This window comes from Polaribacter sargassicola (assembly GCF_021991835.1).
Lineage (GTDB): Bacteria > Bacteroidota > Bacteroidia > Flavobacteriales > Flavobacteriaceae > Polaribacter > Polaribacter sargassicola.
Genome location: NZ_JAHDAU010000007.1, coordinates 38,029 through 56,856, shown reverse-complemented (window position 1 = coordinate 56,856; position 18,828 = coordinate 38,029). Strand labels below are relative to the sequence as shown.

The 18,828-nt window shown below is 29.1% G+C and carries 14 protein-coding genes and 1 tRNA gene; 5 read left to right on the top strand and 10 right to left on the bottom strand.

The features are described 5' to 3' along the window. Window positions 1-40 precede the first annotated feature (40 nt). The 4 genes from KI686_RS11985 to KI686_RS11970 all read left to right on the top strand — a co-directional run bounded on the left by KI686_RS11985 (window position 41) and on the right by KI686_RS11970 (window position 4,724). Complete coding sequence (locus tag KI686_RS11985) at window positions 41-1,231, top strand: acetyl-CoA C-acyltransferase (RefSeq protein ID WP_237589558.1); 1,191 nt, start codon at window positions 41-43, stop codon at window positions 1,229-1,231. Between the two features lie 24 nt (window positions 1,232-1,255). Then, window positions 1,256-3,052 carry an acyl-CoA dehydrogenase FadE gene (locus KI686_RS11980; RefSeq protein WP_237589557.1) on the top strand — a complete coding sequence of 599 codons (1,797 nt, stop codon included), beginning with the start codon at window positions 1,256-1,258 and terminating at the stop codon, window positions 3,050-3,052. A 182-nt stretch (window positions 3,053-3,234) separates the two neighbouring features. Continuing rightward, window positions 3,235-4,194: a M28 family peptidase gene (locus tag KI686_RS11975; RefSeq protein WP_237589556.1), complete on the top strand. Its 960-nt coding sequence runs from the start codon at window positions 3,235-3,237 to the stop codon at window positions 4,192-4,194. Between the two features lie 83 nt (window positions 4,195-4,277). Further along, window positions 4,278-4,724: a KTSC domain-containing protein gene (locus KI686_RS11970; RefSeq protein ID WP_237589555.1), complete on the top strand. Its 447-nt coding sequence runs from the start codon at window positions 4,278-4,280 to the stop codon at window positions 4,722-4,724. A gap of 71 nt (window positions 4,725-4,795) precedes the next feature. Here the strand turns inward: KI686_RS11970 and KI686_RS11965 are convergent, their stop codons facing one another. The 5 genes from KI686_RS11965 to KI686_RS11945 all read right to left on the bottom strand — a co-directional run bounded on the left by KI686_RS11965 (window position 4,796) and on the right by KI686_RS11945 (window position 9,707). Beyond that, window positions 4,796-5,377 carry a YceI family protein gene (locus tag KI686_RS11965; protein WP_237589554.1) on the bottom strand — a complete coding sequence of 194 codons (582 nt, stop codon included), beginning with the start codon at window positions 5,375-5,377 and terminating at the stop codon, window positions 4,796-4,798. Between the two features lie 109 nt (window positions 5,378-5,486). Beyond that, entirely contained in the window at window positions 5,487-6,785 is a 1,299-nt protein-coding gene (locus KI686_RS11960; protein WP_237589553.1) for a hypothetical protein, read from the bottom strand. A 28-nt stretch (window positions 6,786-6,813) separates the two neighbouring features. Continuing rightward, entirely contained in the window at window positions 6,814-7,398 is a 585-nt protein-coding gene (locus tag KI686_RS11955; RefSeq protein WP_237589552.1) for a YceI family protein, read from the bottom strand. A 145-nt stretch (window positions 7,399-7,543) separates the two neighbouring features. Beyond that, window positions 7,544-8,491, bottom strand: coding sequence for a thioredoxin-disulfide reductase (gene trxB / locus KI686_RS11950; protein ID WP_237589702.1), 948 nt, complete (start codon window positions 8,489-8,491; stop codon window positions 7,544-7,546). 130 nt (window positions 8,492-8,621) lie between these two features. Further along, complete coding sequence (locus KI686_RS11945; protein ID WP_237589551.1) at window positions 8,622-9,707, bottom strand: PQQ-dependent sugar dehydrogenase; 1,086 nt, start codon at window positions 9,705-9,707, stop codon at window positions 8,622-8,624. A 138-nt stretch (window positions 9,708-9,845) separates the two neighbouring features. Between KI686_RS11945 and KI686_RS11940 the strand changes: the two genes are divergently transcribed. Next, window positions 9,846-9,920, top strand: a tRNA-Pro gene (locus KI686_RS11940). A gap of 180 nt (window positions 9,921-10,100) precedes the next feature. Here KI686_RS11940 and KI686_RS11935 read toward each other — a convergent pair. The 5 genes from KI686_RS11935 to KI686_RS11915 form a co-directional block, all read right to left on the bottom strand. Beyond that, window positions 10,101-11,765 (bottom strand): hypothetical protein, encoded by a 1,665-nt coding sequence (locus tag KI686_RS11935; protein WP_237589550.1) that lies wholly within the window; start codon window positions 11,763-11,765, stop codon window positions 10,101-10,103. A gap of 18 nt (window positions 11,766-11,783) precedes the next feature. Next, entirely contained in the window at window positions 11,784-13,922 is a 2,139-nt protein-coding gene (locus KI686_RS11930) for an alpha-L-rhamnosidase-related protein (RefSeq protein WP_237589549.1), read from the bottom strand. Window positions 13,923-13,996: 74 nt separating this feature from the next. After that, entirely contained in the window at window positions 13,997-14,923 is a 927-nt protein-coding gene (locus KI686_RS11925; RefSeq protein ID WP_237589548.1) for a family 43 glycosylhydrolase, read from the bottom strand. A gap of 226 nt (window positions 14,924-15,149) precedes the next feature. Next, window positions 15,150-16,373, bottom strand: coding sequence for a porin family protein (locus KI686_RS11920; RefSeq protein WP_237589547.1), 1,224 nt, complete (start codon window positions 16,371-16,373; stop codon window positions 15,150-15,152). 131 nt (window positions 16,374-16,504) lie between these two features. Next, on the bottom strand, window positions 16,505-18,805 hold the full coding sequence (locus tag KI686_RS11915) for a family 20 glycosylhydrolase (protein WP_237589546.1): 2,301 nt from the start codon (window positions 18,803-18,805) through the stop codon (window positions 16,505-16,507). Between the last annotated feature and the right edge of the window lie 23 nt (window positions 18,806-18,828).

Below are 18,828 nucleotides of genomic sequence, written 5' to 3'. Positions count from 1 at the left end.
CAAAAATCTTAAAATCAAATTATCTAAAAATCTTAAAAAAATGAAAACAGCATATATAGTAAAAGCATATAGAACTGCAGTAGCAAAAGCCCCAAAAGGTGTTTTTCGCTTTAAACGTGCAGACGAGTTGGGAGCAGAAACTATCCAACACATGATGAAAGAGTTACCTAATTTAGACGTAAAACGTATAGACGATGTTATTGTTGGTAACGCAATGCCAGAAGGATCACAAGGATTAAACATGGCAAGATTTATTTCTTTAATAGGTTTAAATTCTGTAGATGTACCTGGTGTTACTGTAAACAGGTTTTGCTCTTCGGGATTAGAAACAATAGCAATGGCAGCAGCCAAAATTAGTTCTGGAATGGCAGATTGTATTATTGCCGGTGGAGCAGAAAGTATGAGTTCTGTACCAATGACAGGTTTTAAACCAGAATTAAATTACGACACTATAAAATCTGGTCATGCAGATTATTATTGGGGAATGGGAAATACTGCAGAAGCAGTAGCCAATCAATTTAAAGTTTCTAGAGAAGACCAAGATGAATTTGCTTTTAATTCTCACATGAAAGCTTTAAAAGCACAAGCAGAAAATCGTTTTCAAGACCAAATTGTTCCTATTGAAGTAGAACAAACCTATTTAGATGAAAACGGAAAAAAAGCAACAAAAAAATATACCGTAACCAAAGATGAAGGTCCAAGAGCAGGAACTTCTGTAGCTGTATTAAATAAATTACGTCCGGTTTTTGCTGCTGGCGGAAGCGTAACTGCAGGTAACTCATCTCAAATGAGTGACGGGGCAGCTTTTGTAATGGTTATGAGCGAAGAAATGGTTAAAGAATTAAATATAGAACCAATTGCAAGAGTAGTAAATTACGCTGCTGCTGGTGTAGAGCCAAGAATTATGGGTATTGGTCCTGTTGCAGCAATACCAAAAGTTTTAAAACAAGCAGGTTTGCAACAAAACGATATTGATTTAATTGAATTAAACGAAGCTTTTGCCTCTCAATCTTTAGCAGTAATAAGAGAACTAAACTTAAATCAAGAAATTGTAAATGTAAATGGAGGTGCTATTGCATTAGGACATCCTTTAGGTTGTACAGGTGCAAAATTATCTGTGCAATTATTTGATGAAATGCGTAAACGCAATATGAAAAATAAATATGGAATGGTAACCATGTGTGTGGGTACAGGACAAGGTGCAGCTGGTGTATTTGAATTCCTTAATTAATAACAAATTAAACAATTAACTAAAATGGCAGATTTATTAAGAGGTGGACAATTCCTTATTAAGGAAACAAACTGTGAAGATATATTTACTCCAGAAGATTTTTCTGAGGAGCAACAAATGATGAAAGAAGCGGTAACAGAATTTAATGACCGAGAAATTATACCGCACAAAGCTCGTTTTGAAGCAAAAGATTATGCACTTACAGAAGAAGTAATGCGTAAAGCAGGTGAGCTAGGTTTTTTAGGAGTTGCGGTTCCTGAAGCTTATGATGGTTTAGGAATGGGATTTGTTTCTACTGTTTTAACTTGCGATTATATTTCTTCTGGTACTGGATCTTTTAGTACCGCTTTTGGGGCTCATACAGGTATTGGTACCATGCCAATTACTTTGTACGGTACAGAAGAACAAAAACAAAAATATGTACCAAAATTAGCTACAGGAGAATGGTTTGGCGCTTATTGTTTAACAGAACCTGGTGCTGGTTCTGATGCAAATTCTGGTAAAACAACTGCAGAGTTGTCTGCAGATGGAAAATCATACAAAATTAACGGACAAAAAATGTGGATTTCTAATGCAGGTTTTTGTCGTTTAATGATTGTTTTTGCACGTATAGAAGATGATAAAAATATTACCGGTTTTATTGTAGAATATGACAAAGAAAACCCAAACGGAATTACTTTAGGTGAAGAAGAACATAAATTAGGTATTAAAGCTTCTTCTACTAGACAAGTATTTTTTAATGATACAATTGTACCCGTAGAAAATATGTTGGCAAACCGTGGTGAAGGTTTTAAAATTGCCATGAATGCTTTAAATGTAGGGCGCATAAAATTAGCCGCTGCTTGTTTAGATTCTGAAAGAAGAATTGTAACTTATGCTGTAAAATATGCTAATGAACGTAAACAATTTAAAACACCGATTTCAGATTTTGGTGCAATTAAAGTTAAATTAGCAGAAATGGCGACGAACGCTTATGTAGGTGAATCTGCTACTTATAGAGCTTCTAAAAACATAGAAGATAGAATTGCATTAAGAGTAGAAGCAGGTAACACACACCAAGAAGCAGAATTAAAAGGTGTAGAAGAATATGCTATAGAATGTTCTATTTTAAAAGTAGCAGTTTCTGAAGATGTGCAAAATTGTGCTGATGAAGGAATTCAAATTTTTGGTGGAATGGGCTTTTCTGAAGAAACACCTATGGAATCTGCTTGGAGAGATGCTAGAATTGCGCGTATTTACGAAGGAACTAATGAGATTAACAGAATGCTTTCTGTTGGTATGTTAGTAAAAAAGGCTATGAAAGGTCATCTAGATCTATTAGGGCCAGCAATGCAAGTACAAGAAGATTTAATGGGAATTCCTTCTTTTGAAACACCAGATTTTTCTGAATTATTTTCTGAAGAAAAAGTGATGATTTCTAAAATGAAAAAAACCTTTTTAATGGTAGCTGGTGCTGCAATTCAAAAATTTGGTACAGAATTAGAACAACATCAACAATTACTAATTGCTGCCGCAGATATTTTAATTGAAATTTATATGGCAGAATCTGCAATTTTAAGAACAGAAAAAAATGCCAAACATTTTGGTAAAGATGCACAATCTGTACAAATTGCAATGTCTAAATTATATTTATATCACGCAGTAGATATTATTGAAGAAAAAGGAAAAGAAAGTATCATTTCTTTTGCCGAAGGCGATGAACAACGTATGTTATTAATGGGATTAAAGCGTTTTACTAAATATGTTAATTACCCTGATATTGTAGATTTACGTAACGAAATTGCAGAAAAAGTAAAAGCAGAAAATAAATACTGTTTCTAAAAATATTTTGATGTCTATTTAATTTTTTCACTTTAAAAGTATTATCACATTTTATAGATAATCAAAATAATATTGAAATTTAACTACAAAAAACCATCTATAATAGATGGTTTTTTATGTTTAAAATTATGTAATAGAACTGAATTAAATAAAAAAGTTTAATTTAGTAAAAAACAAATAGTATGAAAATTAAGATTCTATTTCTCCTATCAATAATTTTAATATCAATTAGTTGTAATTCTAAAAAGACAATAAAAATTGATGATAAAATTCTTTTAGAAAGTATCAAAATATTATCTCATGATTCTTTAGAAGGTAGAGGTTTCTCTAAAGAAGGGAATTATAAAGCTCAAAAATTTATAGCAAATCAATTTGAAAAAATTGGTTTAGAAAAAATGGATGGAGAAGAATTTATTCAAAAATTTCCGTATACATTTTCTGGTAAAAAAAGATTAAGAATGTTTCCTATAAAAGGATTAAAAAAAACAGATACAATTATACCAGATACTACCGCTATTGGTGGTAATGTGATAGGAAAAATTTCTGGAAAAATAGAAAAAAGTTTTGTTATTACAGGTCATTTAGATCATTTAGGTATAAGAAAAGGATTAATTTATAACGGTGCAGATGATGATGCTTCTGGTACTGCTGCGTTATTTGCAATTGCAGATTACTTTAAAAAGAACCCTACAAAACATACTTTAATTTTTGCTGCTGTAGATGCCGAAGAAATTGGCTCTTTAGGTGCAAATTATTGGTTAAAAAACTATAAACAAAAAGAGAATATTGTACTAAATATTAATATGGATATGATTGCACACAATGATTCTTTACAATTATATGCTTCCGGACTTTATCATTATCCGCAATTAAAAAAACCTTTAGAAAACATAGAATCTCCTATTACTTTGTTATTCGGACACGATAATCCTAATGATAAAACAAAAGATGATTGGACAAATTCTTCTGATCATAGAGTTTTTCATAAAGAAGGTATTCCGTTTATTTACTTTGGTGTAGAAGATCATAAAGATTATCACAAAGCAACAGATACTTTTAACAATATTAATCAAGAATTTTATATAAAAGCTGTAGAATTAATTATTAAATCAATAGAAAATTACGATACTTATCTACAATAAATATTTAACGTTTTTTACCTATAAAAAATATATTTTAATCAATTAAATATCAGTAGTTTTGCACGCAATTTGAAAATAATAAAATGAAACGTATTAAACAATATAAAAAACTTTTTAACGTAGAAGGAGCTATCGATTTAAAAGAGTTGAAAAAATCTTATAGAAATTTAGTTAAAGAATGGCATCCTGATAAGTTTCAAGACGAAGCAGAAAAAGAGTTAGCAGAAATAAAAAGTACAGAAATTATAGATGGTTATCATTTTTTGGTAAGTATTGCTCCTGAAACTAAAGAAGCTAATTTAGAAGCTTACAAAAAAACAATAACAGAATTTCAAGTAGCAGATTGGCATCACAAAGGAATGCTTTTAGAAGTTACTTTTACAGATGGTAATAAATATGAATATTTTGGAGTAAGTAAAATACTTTTCGGAAAATTTATAAATGCTAGATCTATGAATAATTTTGGTAAAAGAAATATTTTTAATTCTTTTATTTACAGAAAATCTATGAAAGCATCTACTACAGCTTAGTAATATTTACTACTTGGTTAAACTACTTATAAAAAAGAGATTACAATATTGTAATCTCTTTTATTTTATATTTAGCTTTCTTTTAAAATTAAATTAAAATGAATATTTATCATTTCTGAAACAACAACTAAACCTAACATTTTTTTTGGTGCTTCTAAATGATAATCTTCTATATTTAAATTTAATTTTCCAGAAACTAAAAGCTCTGTATTATCATTTTCTGTAATTACCGGAATTTTATAGGTTTTAGAGACACCTGCAATTGTCATTTCTACTAAAGCCTCTGTAGTAGTTTCTTTTTTTTCTACTTCTTTTAAATTTAATAATATTTGAGGAAATTTTTCTGATTTTAATAATTTATAAAAATCTTTATTCATCATTTTATTTCCACAATCAAAACAAGAGTTTTTTAATTTTAAAATAGCATCTTTAAAATAAATCTTATTATCCTTTGTTTGAAAAGATAAAGGAATCGTTTTATCAAAATCTAAGAAATTAAAATTACAATTAAATTTATTTAAATTAGTGGTACCAATAATTTCTAACTTACTTTCTTTACCAATCTTTATAACTGTATCTTTTTTTAACAGATTTCTTTTAGTAAAGGAAAATAAGGTTAACAAAACTATTATTAAAACAAATATTTTTTTCATAGTTTTTCTTTTTATACAATATAACTTTTTTAAATAAATAAACCTCTTATTTTTAACTTATAAGAGGTTTATTTTACTAAAATACTAGCAAATTTACTATTTTACTGTATTAAAAACTAATTGCTGCTTCTAATATAACTCCGTTAAATTTACCATCGTTTAAAGTACTTGTTGTTGCAAAACCTTCATATTTTTGGTTTACATATTCCATTTTCATTAAAATGTTTTTTGTCATGAACCAACCTGCAACTAATTGAGATCTTTTTATAGTAATGTCTTCTCCTGTCATTTCTTCAGAATCTACAGTATTATAACGTCCACCAATGTATAAGTTTTCATTTTTACCAAATCTGTATAAAAGTTCTCCTGCAAATTGATTTGCTGTTCTATCATCTACCTCTGCTGTTGCTTTACCAGAAGCTGTTTCAATTGTTCCAAAAAACTCTAATCCTTTGTATTTTACAAATGGGTTAAACATTATTGCGGTAATACTGTTTTTTAAATTAGGATTGTATCTACCTGATCTAAAATTATCAGAAGTTGCAGACTCTGCAATCATAACTCCATAATATCTAGAACCAGCTCTGTCTGCAGAATACAAGTAAGAATTTGGCACATAACCTGTATTATACATAGATCCTGTAAATCTTACTCTTAAATCTTCATTAATTTGTTTATCATATCCTAGTTTAGCCAAAAAAGAAGCTCCACCACTTTTACCATCTTCTGCAGGCTCATCTCCGATAGCAGATTTTTCTACAGATTGGTTTAATTTACCATTTGTAACACCTACCATTCCTAAAAAACCATTTTTTCTTAAAAGTAACTCTGCACCTACTTCTGTTGTGTAAGAATCCATAATTAAATTTCCTACAAAAGGGTTGTGAACTGTTTGTGCATTATCACTTCTTCTAAAATGAGCATCTCCATAGTTGTTTTCCATGTGTCCAACTCTAATTGTAGCATACTGCATAAAATCTTCCATAAAACCTTCTTTTACAAAATCTAACTTATCTACTTGTAAATATCCACCTTTTACATAAGTTTCATTATGATGACGAGAAGATAAAAAAGTTCTTAAATGCATATTAACACCATCATACAAAGCTACATCTATATCTAAATTTGCAGTTGCTAAATTAAAATTAGATCCGATTGCTTGTAATTCTATACCAGATAAATCTGAATTTTCGTGGCTTATTCCTTGAAATTGAAGAGCAAAAGAACCACCAAGTCTTACTTTTAATCCATCAAAAGTAGTAGTTGTTGTTTTTGGTGTTTCAAAAACACTTATACCTCTTTTATCTGTATATCTAAAATTGTCTAAATCTCTATCTTGTTGAGCAAAAATCCCCATCCCCGCCAGGGTTAACGCTACTATTAATGTTCTTTTTAATATTGTTTTCATATCCTTTTTGTATTTATATAGTTTCTAATTAGTTTAAAATTGTATTGAATTTAATTGTTACCGTATCGCCAGTTTTTATGGTACCTAACAATGCTGTTGGAGGATCTACTTTATAATCTGTCATTTTTATTGATTTTTCTCCTACAAGTTTTATAGTTTCTCCATTTACATTTAAATTAAAATCTAATGAAATTTCTTTTGTAACACCTGCAATTGTTAAATTTCCTTTTGCTTTAATTTTAAAATTTCCATCTTTTAAATCTGTAATTTTTTCTGATTTTACAAATTGAAACTTAATAGTTTTAAATTCTTTTGTGTTTAAAGCTTTGTAAGTGTTTTTATCCATTCCGCTTTTTCCACTTTTTAAACTTTCTGCTTCAACTGTAAAATTGAGTTTTTTAATTTGAAATTCATCAGCAGTTTCTATAGAGATAACTCCTGTTTGATTTTCAGTTTCAATTTCCCAGTCATGGATGTTTGAAGTACCATATACTAATAATGAAGAATTTTTAGTATCTACATTATATTCTTGAGAGTAAAATTTACTTGAAGTAAATAAAAACATTGCAAAGACTCCCAAAATTGCAATATTCTTTCTTTTCTGATAAAACATATTTATAATATTTTAATTATGCTACAAATGTCAATAATTTAGTAATTTTAAATTATGATGAATATCATATCTGTAAATTTTTATTCAAAAAAAAAGAGATTACATAAATGTAATCTCTTTTTTTAACAATATTATAATCAAAAAATTATTCTAAAGCGCCCAAATAACGTTCTGCATCTAAAGCTGCCATACAACCAGAACCAGCTGCTGTAACTGCTTGTCTATATTCTTTATCTTGAATATCACCAGCAGCAAAAACTCCTGGTAAATTAGTTTTAGATGATTTACCTTTAGTAATTAAATATCCTGTTTCATCCATATCTAAAACACCTTTAAATAAGTCTGAATTTGGTTTATGACCAATTGCTATAAATACACCTGTTACAGGTATGTTTGTAGTTTCTTTGGTTTTATTATTAATTGCTCTTACACCTTCTACAACATTATCTCCTAAAACCTCATCTATTTCTGTATTATATAAAACTTCTATATTTTCAGTTTTATTAACTCTGTGTTGCATTGCCTTAGAAGCTCTCATATAATCTTTACGAACTAATAATGTTACTTTTTTACAAATATTAGCCAAATAAGTTGCTTCTTCTGCCGCTGTATCTCCTGCTCCAACAACAATTACATCTTGTCCTTTATAGAAAAAACCATCACAAGTTGCACAAGCAGAAACTCCACCACCTATTAAACGTTGTTCGCTTTCTAATCCTAAATATTTTGCAGTTGCACCTGTAGATATAATTACTGTTTCTGCTTCAATTTCTTTAGATTCATCAACAATAATTTTATGAATACCACCAACCTCTTTACTTAAATCTACTTTTGTTACCATACCAAAACGAACTTCGGTACCAAAACGTTCTGCTTGTTTTTGTAAATCTGTCATCATTGCAGTACCATCTGTACCTTCTGCATAACCAGGAAAATTATCAACTTCTGTTGTTGTTGTTAATTGACCTCCCATTTGCATTCCTGTATACATAACTGGTTTCATATCTGCCCTTGCTGCATAAATTGCTGCTGTATAACCTGCAGGTCCAGATCCAATTATTAAACATTTTATTTTTTCTATAGTATCTGACATTTTTTCTAAAATTGTTTGTAACAAAAATATTGTTTTTTTCAACTTTAAAGTATTAAAGTTTATAAATTTTTGTTATCAGAAAATAGGAATAAAAAATTGCTAAATAGTACTAATCTTTTATTTGTAACAATTATTGTTTTGGTAATAATTTTACAATTCCTAAATTTTCTACACCAATATAAATATAACCGTCTAAACCTTGTTCTACAGAACGTACTCTACCAATATCTTTAAGTAATTTTACCTCTTTAAAAACTTTATTATCTTTTAAAATACACCTACTTAAATACTGAAATTTTAAAGAACCTACTAGTAAGTTTCCTTTCCATTTACCATATTTATCACTGCTAATAAAAGCCATTCCGCTTGGTGCTATAGAAGGTGTCCAATAATGAATTGGATTTTCCATACCTGGTATTGATGTTTTATCTGTAAATTTTGTGCCACTATAATTTACACCAAAACTTGCTTTAGGCCAACCATAGTTTTTCCCTTTTTTAATAATATTTATTTCATCACCTCCTTTTGGTCCATGTTCATGAGACCAAATTTCGTTAGTAAATGGATTTATTTCCATTCCTTGTGGATTTCTATGTCCGTAGCTATAAATAGCTTTTTTGGCATATTTATTATTTACAAAAGGATTATCTTTTGGTATGGTTCCATCATCATTTAATCTATAAATTTTACCACAATCTTTAGTTATATCTTGCGGATTAACATCTCTGTTTCCTCTATCTCCAATACTAAAATAAACATGGTTTTCTTTATCAAAAGTAATTCTAGATCCAAAATGATAAGTTGTTGTTGTATTAGGGCTTGCTTTGTACAAAACTTGCTTATCAATTAATTGATTGTTTTTTAACTTAGCTCTCATTAGAGCAGTATTTCCGCCATTACCTTTTCCTTCTGATGATGTGTATGTAAAATAAATCCATCCGTTTTCTTTATAATTAGGATGCAATTCTACATCTAAAAAACCACCTTGTCCTCTGTAATAAACTTTTGGAACATTAGCTATTTCTATCTTTTTACCCTCTTTAAAATGAATCAATTTCCCTTCCTTTTCTGTTATTAACATAGAATTATCTGGTAAAAAAGTAAATCCCCACGGAATTGTTAAATCTGATACAATTAACTCATATTCATCATTTTGACAAAAAAATGACAAAGGCATTAAAATCAAAAAAAATAATACAGAAATACAAAGTTTCATATCATTAAAAATTAATTAAAAAAAGTAATACAATATATAAATATTATTCTATATTTGCACTCCTTAAATGAACAATCATTTTCGGGATGTAGCCTCTCGACTTCGCTCGAGATAAACTACACTAAATTTTTACATTTTCGGGGTGTAGCGTAGCCCGGTCATCGCGCCTCGTTTGGGACGAGGAGGTCGCAGGTTCGAATCCTGCCACCCCGACTAAGTAATAAAAATTAAAGCCTTAAAATCATATGATTTTAAGGCTTTTTTACTTTTCAGATTTTGATAAGAATTGATGTTCTATATAAACACCAGTAGTTTTTAACCCCAAAAAAAAATCAAGATTAGAATTTAATCTTGATTTTTTAAAAAACACTTACAAACAAATAATCTAAACTATTATTTTTCTTTTCTTAACTTATTTACTTTTAAACCTGCATTATTAGCAATATGCCTCTTATAATCTTCTGTATATAAAGTTGCAATTGTGCTATATTCTTTTGCTAATTTGTTATAATCTGCCCAAGCTTTATCGTATACTTTAATCCATTTTTTAACATCAGCAGTATTTCCGTTATCATCAGCATATTTCATATACACAAGTGCTCTATATATTTGATACAATCTTAAACCATATTCCGAAGAACCAATAGCATGATTTTTAGTTTCTTCGTTGGGCCAATCTATAGATTTAGCAATCTTAACAATCGTTTTCCATTTTGCTATTGATTCATCTTTTTGTGCCAAGTTTCTTAATTGTTCTGTCTTACCTTTTACAACCATTGGCCAAGCAATACCTTGGTCTCTTGTCCACCAAGGATTCATATCTCTATAAGTACTATTTCTACCTCTAACTACAGCTTCTGCAGACAGTAAACACAGCCTTCTAAACTTGGCAATATCATTACCTTTTAAACCTAAACGCTCTGTTGCATATCTATTAAAAATAAATTCTTCGGTTTGGTCTGTGTTTTGTCCCCATTGTGCCATAACCCAAGAATTTAAATCACACCATAATTCATCTTTAATATAAGGTCCATCCCAACCTCCTCCACGAGACCATGTCCAAATACCAGCATATAATTCTGGTTTTGTATTTACAAATTCTTTAATGCTATTAATTCTTTCTTCTGGCATTCTATTATGCTCTTCAAATCCATCAATAACACCATTAGCAATATAATTAGGATATGCTCCTTTCCCTTCGTACTCACGAGCTGATTGTACTTCGATAATTTGACGATGACGTCCTTGACCAATTACTTTACTAAATGCATTAGATCTATGGAAATCTCCCTCACAATGTTTAATACTAATAATTAAGTTTTTATGAGGTTCTATAGCATTACTTACCTTCATATAATTTTCTAAATTAGTATCAAAAGCTCCCCATGTACGAAAAATAAGTTGCTTGTCTCTTTTTTCACAAATCTCTTGTTTTAGTATATTGATTAAAGGAATAATTGTTTTTTCTGGATTTTTTTTATCCTTAATTGCTCCTAAATGATATGGAGCATCGTGCAAATAAGTTTCTCCAATACGAACCACTAAACCATCCAAATCTGGAAATTGATCAAACATTTCATTTATTTGTGCCCTAATTAATTTTTCTGTTAGTGCATTATTAGGGTCTCCAAAAGTATCTTGAATGTTATATTTTTCAATCAACCTTTTTGGAAACAAAACCAAATCAGACATGGCATAAATTGCCATATTTTCTTCTTTACAAGCTGCATGCATTTTTTTAATTTGTGCAGCCTTATCATCTACCCATTTACGATCCTCGGTTCCTTTAGGTAAAATATCTGTACCTACAGACTCCCAATTAATAGCCAGTGCAGGAGATTCAAACAAAAAATAAACTTTTCCGTTGTATCCCATTTCCTTAATCACTTGGGGATTGTTGTATTTAGAATCGTATGGTGTTTCACCTGGGTTATGATGTACCATATCTAAAATTAATGGTACTTCTTTTTTCTCTTGAGCGTTTAATTTTGAAACAAAAAACATAAGAGTAACAAAAATAAATGCTACCATTGTTTTTACGGATTTTACAATATTCATATCTCTTATTTTATCTTTTTAATTAAAAATTTCTATAATATTATTACCCGGTTCTAAAATAATAGAACTTCTATTTTCTACTAAAAGTGTATTATTTACTTTTATACCTACTGTTGATTTTACCTTAAATTCTGCCTTCATATTAGATGGTATAAAAATGGTAAACCGTTTTGTTTTATCATCTTTTAAAATATAGTCTGCTTTAATCTGTCCTCTTAAAGTTGGTACAATAATAGAACTCGTCTTTAAACTTCCTAATTGAGGATTTATGGTAGCAATACTATATCCTGGAGTTTTAGGTGTAATTCCCCACATACCTCTTGGTATTGCATTTGCTGGTACAGCTCCCCAAGCATGGTTCCAGTCTAAATTATTTTTATACTTATAGCCCCAAGCTTCCATTGTTATAGTTGCTCCTTCCCTCATCATATTATACCAACTTCTATCTCCTTTACTCGTAATTAATTCTAAAGCATATTCTGCTTCTTCTGCATTGTACAAAGCATCCATTAAATATTGTGCACCATATACACTACAAGCCATACCACGAGACTTTATAAAATTAACTACAGATTTTTTATGCTTTTCTGGTACCAAATTAAAAGCTAAAGGCAACATATTAGCATGCAAAGACGCGTGAGTTGTACCAACTCCATCTATATAAATTCCTCTTTTTTCATCGAACAATTCTTCTTGAATTGCTTTTTTAGATTTTTCTGCTCTTAATTTAAAATCTTCTATATCTTTTTGTTTATTTAGAATCGTAGCAAACTCGGTCATAATTTTCATATTCTGATAATAAAAAGCATTTACTACCGTATTGTATTTTTTAAATACATAACCATCTCGTTCTCCTAAATTATTAGGATCTCCTCCCCAACCAGCAGAAGGCCAATCTACAATATCTGTTAATAGTTTATTATAATTTTCTTTAAAACCAAGCTTTAACATTAACTCATCTGTAATATTTTCTGAAGTAATTAAACCTTGTTCATCTGCCAATTCATATAAAGTTTTATGTTTTAATTTATTGTAATATTTTTCTATCAATTCTGTATTGCCTGTATACATATAATCTGCATAAAACATTAAAGCAACATGTAATTGCCATTCTGTTGGCCAAGTAGGTTGCTCCATAAAATATTCTATGGTTTGTCTTGCCATAGCGTACTCATTATCTGTTGTGTAATGGCTTAATTGATTTAAATAGGCATCGGCTTCATAAGGAATACGTTCTCTATCTCCATCTACATACAAACCTGCAAATGTTGTGGCTTTAATAGAGTATTTACAAAAATCCCAAATTTGATTTAAAACAGGATTAGAACTTTTAAAATGACTACTATTATCATTCCAATAACTAAAATATGCTTTTTGATAAACATTTTTTGCTTGTAACAATTCACTTACATTTTCTATTTCTGCATATCTAAAAGGCATAATAACAGGAAAAGAATCTGGCAATTTAACTGCCATAGATTTTGTATTTCTTTTGTCTGGTTTTATAGAAATTGAATAACTACTTTGTTCTGGTTTTACAGCTACTTTTATTTTTTGGTAACGAATGGTACCTTTTGGTTTTCTATTGATTTTACCCTTTAAAAGTTGTTCTCCAATATGTACAATTAAAGTATCTTTTATACTGCTTTTGTAATTAAACTCTAGTGTAGCAAAAGCATCTTTTCCGAAATCTAAGAAATAAGAATTATCACTTAATTTTTCAAATTTTACAGGATTTACCTTTTCAATCTGAAATTTATTTGCACTTGTAATAAAACTCTTTTGAGTTCCTATTTTAAAACTTTGATATTCTGAATAATTACTTTCATTATTATTTTCATCCCAAATCTTTACTCTCCAAAAATAGGTTTTGCCAACTTCTAATGGCAAGCCTTTAAATTCTATGTCTATAGATTTACTTTCTGATATTTTACCAGAATTCCAGATATTGCCATTATAGTCTTTTATATTATCTACGGATGATGATACAATTAACTGATATGCAGATTGTTTTTTAACTGTATTTGGTAATTGCCAAGCAAACTCAGGTTTTTTATCAACAATTAAAACACTTTCTGGTTCTCTAATATATTCTATAGATAATCCTTCTGGAGATTTCGAATTTTTATTTATTATATTTTTTGTTTTACAACTCACAATAAATATTATGCAACATAAAAACACATAAACAATTGAATTACGAAACCTTTGTTGTTTTAGTTTAAGCATAATTATTTTTTTGCTAATGTATATTCAATAGGGATAATTGTACCATCTTCTCTAAAAGTCATTTTATCAAAACAAGCAGATCTTTTATGAAAAGAACCATCATTTACATCTCCTCTATGATAAAATAAATACCATTCGTTATTAAATTCTATTGCAGAAGTATGGTTTGGAGCTTTTGGTGCATCTCCTGCTAATTTACCTTTTAAAGTTGCATATTGTGGTAAAGGATTATCGGCCATCCAATATTTTGTTGTAGGACCAACTCTTGCACTAAAATAATAAATACCATTTCTTTTAAACACATGTACAGCTTCACTTACGGTTTCTTCACTTAACCGAATCCATGGTCCATCAAGCTCAGTCATATTATCTTTTAACTTTGCCCCCATAATGTGGGCTCCTTTTTCTCCAATATTTACTTTATGATCATTTCCATAAATATAAGCTTGCCCATCATCGTCTACAAAAACTGTTGGATCAAATATTGTAGTTATTTTTTCTGTAACCGCTTCTTGCCAAGGACCAATTGGTGTTTTACTTTTTGATACACCAATATGTGTTTTATCAAATGGAAAATAAAAATAATACCACTCATTTTTATAAGCAACATCGGGTGCATTCATTTGACCATTTGCCCAACTATATTTCCTTGGTTCTAAAACTACTCCATGGTTAATCCATGTTTTTAAATCTGATGATTCTAAAACCACATAATCTTGCATTGTTTTAAACGAAACAGCATCTTCTACATCTCTAGAACAATATACATAAACCTTACCATTAAAAACTTCTGCAGCAGGATCTGCAGCATAAACAAATCCATTCTCATTTTTACTTAAAATCGGATTTTGAGCGGTTAACTTTAATGCAAAAACTAAAAAAAACACTAAAAACAATAATGGAGAACGTTTGTTTAAATTTATTTTCATAATGGTTGTTTAAATATTAATTTACATAAACTTATATCTTTAACTAAAAATAAGAATGATTATTTCGACCAACAACTTTTAGACTCAGATAATCAACCCTTGGGTTGAAAACTGTTAGCTTAATTTTAAAATACAGGTCTAACCACTCTTTTTATTTCCTTATAAAAGATACTCTAGGTTATAGTTAAAAATAAAACAATCAACTTTAATGACGAGATAAAACCTTTTAAAAAATAGTGTATCCAAATATTATTGAAAACATTTTATAAGAAGTTGAATGACTTATTAAATGGTTTATAACATTCCTATTTGTATAATACCTTGCTTCTACACTATACCTGTTTTTAAACTTATAACCTGCTCCAAAAGCAAAATTTGCAGAACCTGAAATTTCGAATTCATCTATTGAAACATTAGATTCAGAAACTTCAAACTTTCTCTCTATGTTACTTTTTGCTAAAGGGAAATCAAAAACCAAAGAAGTATTCAAGAAAATTTTTGAAGATTTATTGATATTAAAATAATGCCTTAAACTTAATGGCATTTCAATCGATTTATATTCAACATTAACAACTTCATTAACACTTTCAATATTGTTAATTATTAATTCTGAATTAAATTGATGATATGTAGGCTCAATAGAAAAGGTCCATTTACTATTCAAAAAAGAGAATAAAATTTCAGCTTCAATACCTACACCAAAAAGAGTAGCATTTCTGAAATCGAATGATTCTGGATTAATATCTCCTCCTGTTTCGTCTAAAACTAATGATACATTACTTACTCTTGGCCTTAAATTAATATTAAATATTTTGGCTTTTTTATAATAGACAATATTGCTTGAGTTTTTACATTTATTAAACTTTATAAAATAATCAACTAAATATTTATTTTCATACTGTAAGTTCATGGCTGTATCAAAAGTTATCGTTTTACAAACTAAACTATTAAACAACTGTTTTTTATATTTGATATTTTCACTTTCAGTATTACCCTTTTTACTTTTGTATTTCTTATAAACTAATTGTTTAATTTCTGTATCGTTAGTCTTAAAAAAGAAGATTTCTATTCCTTTCTCGTTATATGAATAAAGACTTGCTTCACCTTCAATTAGAACTTTTAAAAATAGCTTTTCCTTGTTAAAAATATAATCTCGATTGTTTTCATTGATTTTATTAGATCGACCAATATCAACGGTACTTTTAATAAATTTATTGGAATCGTATAATACAATCTCTTTGATACTGCTTAAACTCGTAGTTTCTGTTTTAGATTTTTCTGATAATCTATATTTTATATCATCATTAACATTAGAATAATTAATGTTTTTAATAAAGCATTCCACTTTATTATCAGTACTATCTATAAAATATCCTTTACTAAAAATATTTTGAGCATAGCATGCTGAGGTTAAAATAAAAATTAGACATAAAGTAAATAGTTTTTTCATTTTATTAATGTTTTAAATTTATAGATTACTAGTAATTATACAAGTTTGTATGTATACAAACCTGTATAATTTTAAATCTGTAAACTACATAAAATCAATAAAAAAACATTTATTAAAATACTTTATTTTATTTAAAAACCTGTAACTGCTGAACTAATAGGCTCTAAATCTTCTCCTTGCAAACCAAACTTAGCTTCTATAACTCTTGGTTTATCGCTTGGTCTGTATTTAATAGTTATAGGGTGTAAACCTTTTTTTAGAGCTATTTTTCCGTAACGCTTTCTTGGTCCATGCCAACCACTATTGTCAACTACCAATTCTTCTCCTATAAATAATTCATCTCCACCATCAGAACGTGTTTCAAACTCGTAAACACCATCTTTTTCTGCTTTAATAAATCCTTGGTATACAACCGAAAATCTTTTTTTATCTTTTAAATTACCTAAAACAATGCTATCTACTTTTGTGAAATTTGTAGTTTTAGGTATTTTAACATCTGATACTTCTTTACGCTTACCCTTTAAAACCCATTGTTTTAATCCTTTTTCTTTAAGGGTTACATTTACAGGTTCTGTATATTCTTTATGAACTATTTTTGTTGATTTTAAATCATTATAAATATTACCTCTGTAAGCCCTTGCTTTAATTTCGATAGTATCTTTTACTATAAACGGAGCATCATATTTTAAAGATTCTTTTGTTGGTACAGTTCCGTCTAATGTGTAATATATTTCTGTTCCTTTTAACTCATAAGCTAAATCTAAGGTTACAGATGTTTCATTTACAAAAGCAATTTCTTTATCTAATCCTTTTACAGCTGGCACGTAATAATAAACACCCAAAGCATCTAATCTGTTATATTGTTTTTCTACGTTATTATTAAAAATTTCGAAATCTTTATTTTCTTTAGATGCCCAAGCATTTTCTGCTACGGCTAACATTCTTGGGAATGCTTGGTATTGCAAACGCTTGTAACTAGGAATTCTTTCTGCCCATAAATTTGCTTGAATTCCTAATACATTATCTTCTTCTTCTTTTGTAAAATCGGCAGGAATTGGTTCGTAATTATAAACTTTTTCTAAAGTTGTTCCTTCATTTAAATAATCAAAATAATATGCAGCTGTGGTAGTTACCACTACTCCATTACCATTTTCTGCAGCTATTTTTGGTGATTTTGGAAACCAGTTTCTCCACCACATAACGTTCGCACTTTTGGTTAATCCACCTGTTACAATTTCATCCCAACCCATAAATTTCTTTCCTTTAGATTGTAAAAATTGTTCTATATCTCTGTTAAAGTAAGATTGTAATTCGTGTTCATCTTTTAAACCGTGTTCTTTAATGGCTTTTTGACAATGAGGGCATACTTCCCATGAAGCAATATTTACCTCATCTCCTCCGATATGAACATATTCTGCTGGAAATAATTCTACAACCTCAGCTAAAATATTTTTCATAAACTCGTAGGTTGTTTCTTTTCCTAAACAAGTAGGATATGTAAAAACTGTATCCCAACCAGATTCTTCGTTACAAGATAAAAACGGATAATTATCAATGGCTGATTTAAAGTGACCTGGCATGTCTATTTCTGGAATTACCGTAATACATCTATCATTTGCATACGCCACTATTTCTTTAATTTGCTCTTGTGTAAAGAAACCTCCGTACTTGCGCTCTCCGTCTATTTCTTTAAAGTTAGACTCATCAATAGTAAATAATTTATTTTCTACAGATTTATTCATGCAAATTGTATCTTGATTGTTTGGTGTTCGCCAAGCTCCTTTTTCTGTCAATAAAGGATATTTTTTAATTTCTATTCTCCATCCTTGGTCGTCTGTTAAATGCATGTGATACGTATTTAACTTATACAATGCCATGTTGTCTAAAAAGTCTTTTACTTCATCCATTTTAAAGAAATGACGACTAAAATCCATATGCATTCCTCTCCACTCAAAACGTGGTTCATCTTCAATAGTTACAGAAGGTACAAACCAATCTTCTGATACTTTTTCTTTACTTTCTATAGCTGTTGGTAATAACTGACGGATGCTTTGTACTGCATTAAAAAAACCACTTTCTTCTGATGCTTTTGCATGAATATACGTTGGACTTACCTCTAACTTATACGCTCCTTCTTTTAAGCCTTCTATTTTTTCAAATACAATAGCATTTTCTATTTCACTTTCTACTACTTCTAAATTAAAACCAGCTGCCTTACTAAACAAACCTTTTAAATAATTTACAGCTTTTTCTTGTGTTCTGTCTTGTAATACAACTTTAGTATCTTCTTCTATTTTAAAAGACCCTTTATTTATTTGAAAGCTAGACGGTTTAGGAAGTATTGATATTTCTTCTTGTTTAAAAGATGGATTTGGTTGTATACAAGATATTAAAAGTCTTGTTAACAATAGTAAAGCAATGTATTTTTTCATTATCTATTAAATAGTTTAATTAT

Coding starts and splice junctions, on each gene's coding strand:
- KI686_RS11985 (WP_237589558.1), top strand. CDS start 41: ATGAAAACAGCATATATAGTAAAAGCATATAGAACTGCAGTAGCAAAA.
- KI686_RS11960 (WP_237589553.1), bottom strand. CDS start 6,785: ATGAAAACAATATTAAAAAGAACATTAATAGTAGCGTTAACCCTGGCG.
- KI686_RS11970 (WP_237589555.1), top strand. CDS start 4,278: ATGAAACGTATTAAACAATATAAAAAACTTTTTAACGTAGAAGGAGCT.
- KI686_RS11915 (WP_237589546.1), bottom strand. CDS start 18,805: ATGAAAAAATACATTGCTTTACTATTGTTAACAAGACTTTTAATATCT.
- KI686_RS11955 (WP_237589552.1), bottom strand. CDS start 7,398: ATGTTTTATCAGAAAAGAAAGAATATTGCAATTTTGGGAGTCTTTGCA.
- KI686_RS11945 (WP_237589551.1), bottom strand. CDS start 9,707: ATGAAACTTTGTATTTCTGTATTATTTTTTTTGATTTTAATGCCTTTG.
- KI686_RS11935 (WP_237589550.1), bottom strand. CDS start 11,765: ATGAATATTGTAAAATCCGTAAAAACAATGGTAGCATTTATTTTTGTT.
- KI686_RS11920 (WP_237589547.1), bottom strand. CDS start 16,373: ATGAAAAAACTATTTACTTTATGTCTAATTTTTATTTTAACCTCAGCA.
- KI686_RS11925 (WP_237589548.1), bottom strand. CDS start 14,923: ATGAAAATAAATTTAAACAAACGTTCTCCATTATTGTTTTTAGTGTTT.
- trxB (WP_237589702.1), bottom strand. CDS start 8,491: ATGTCAGATACTATAGAAAAAATAAAATGTTTAATAATTGGATCTGGA.
- KI686_RS11980 (WP_237589557.1), top strand. CDS start 1,256: ATGGCAGATTTATTAAGAGGTGGACAATTCCTTATTAAGGAAACAAAC.
- KI686_RS11975 (WP_237589556.1), top strand. CDS start 3,235: ATGAAAATTAAGATTCTATTTCTCCTATCAATAATTTTAATATCAATT.
- KI686_RS11965 (WP_237589554.1), bottom strand. CDS start 5,377: ATGAAAAAAATATTTGTTTTAATAATAGTTTTGTTAACCTTATTTTCC.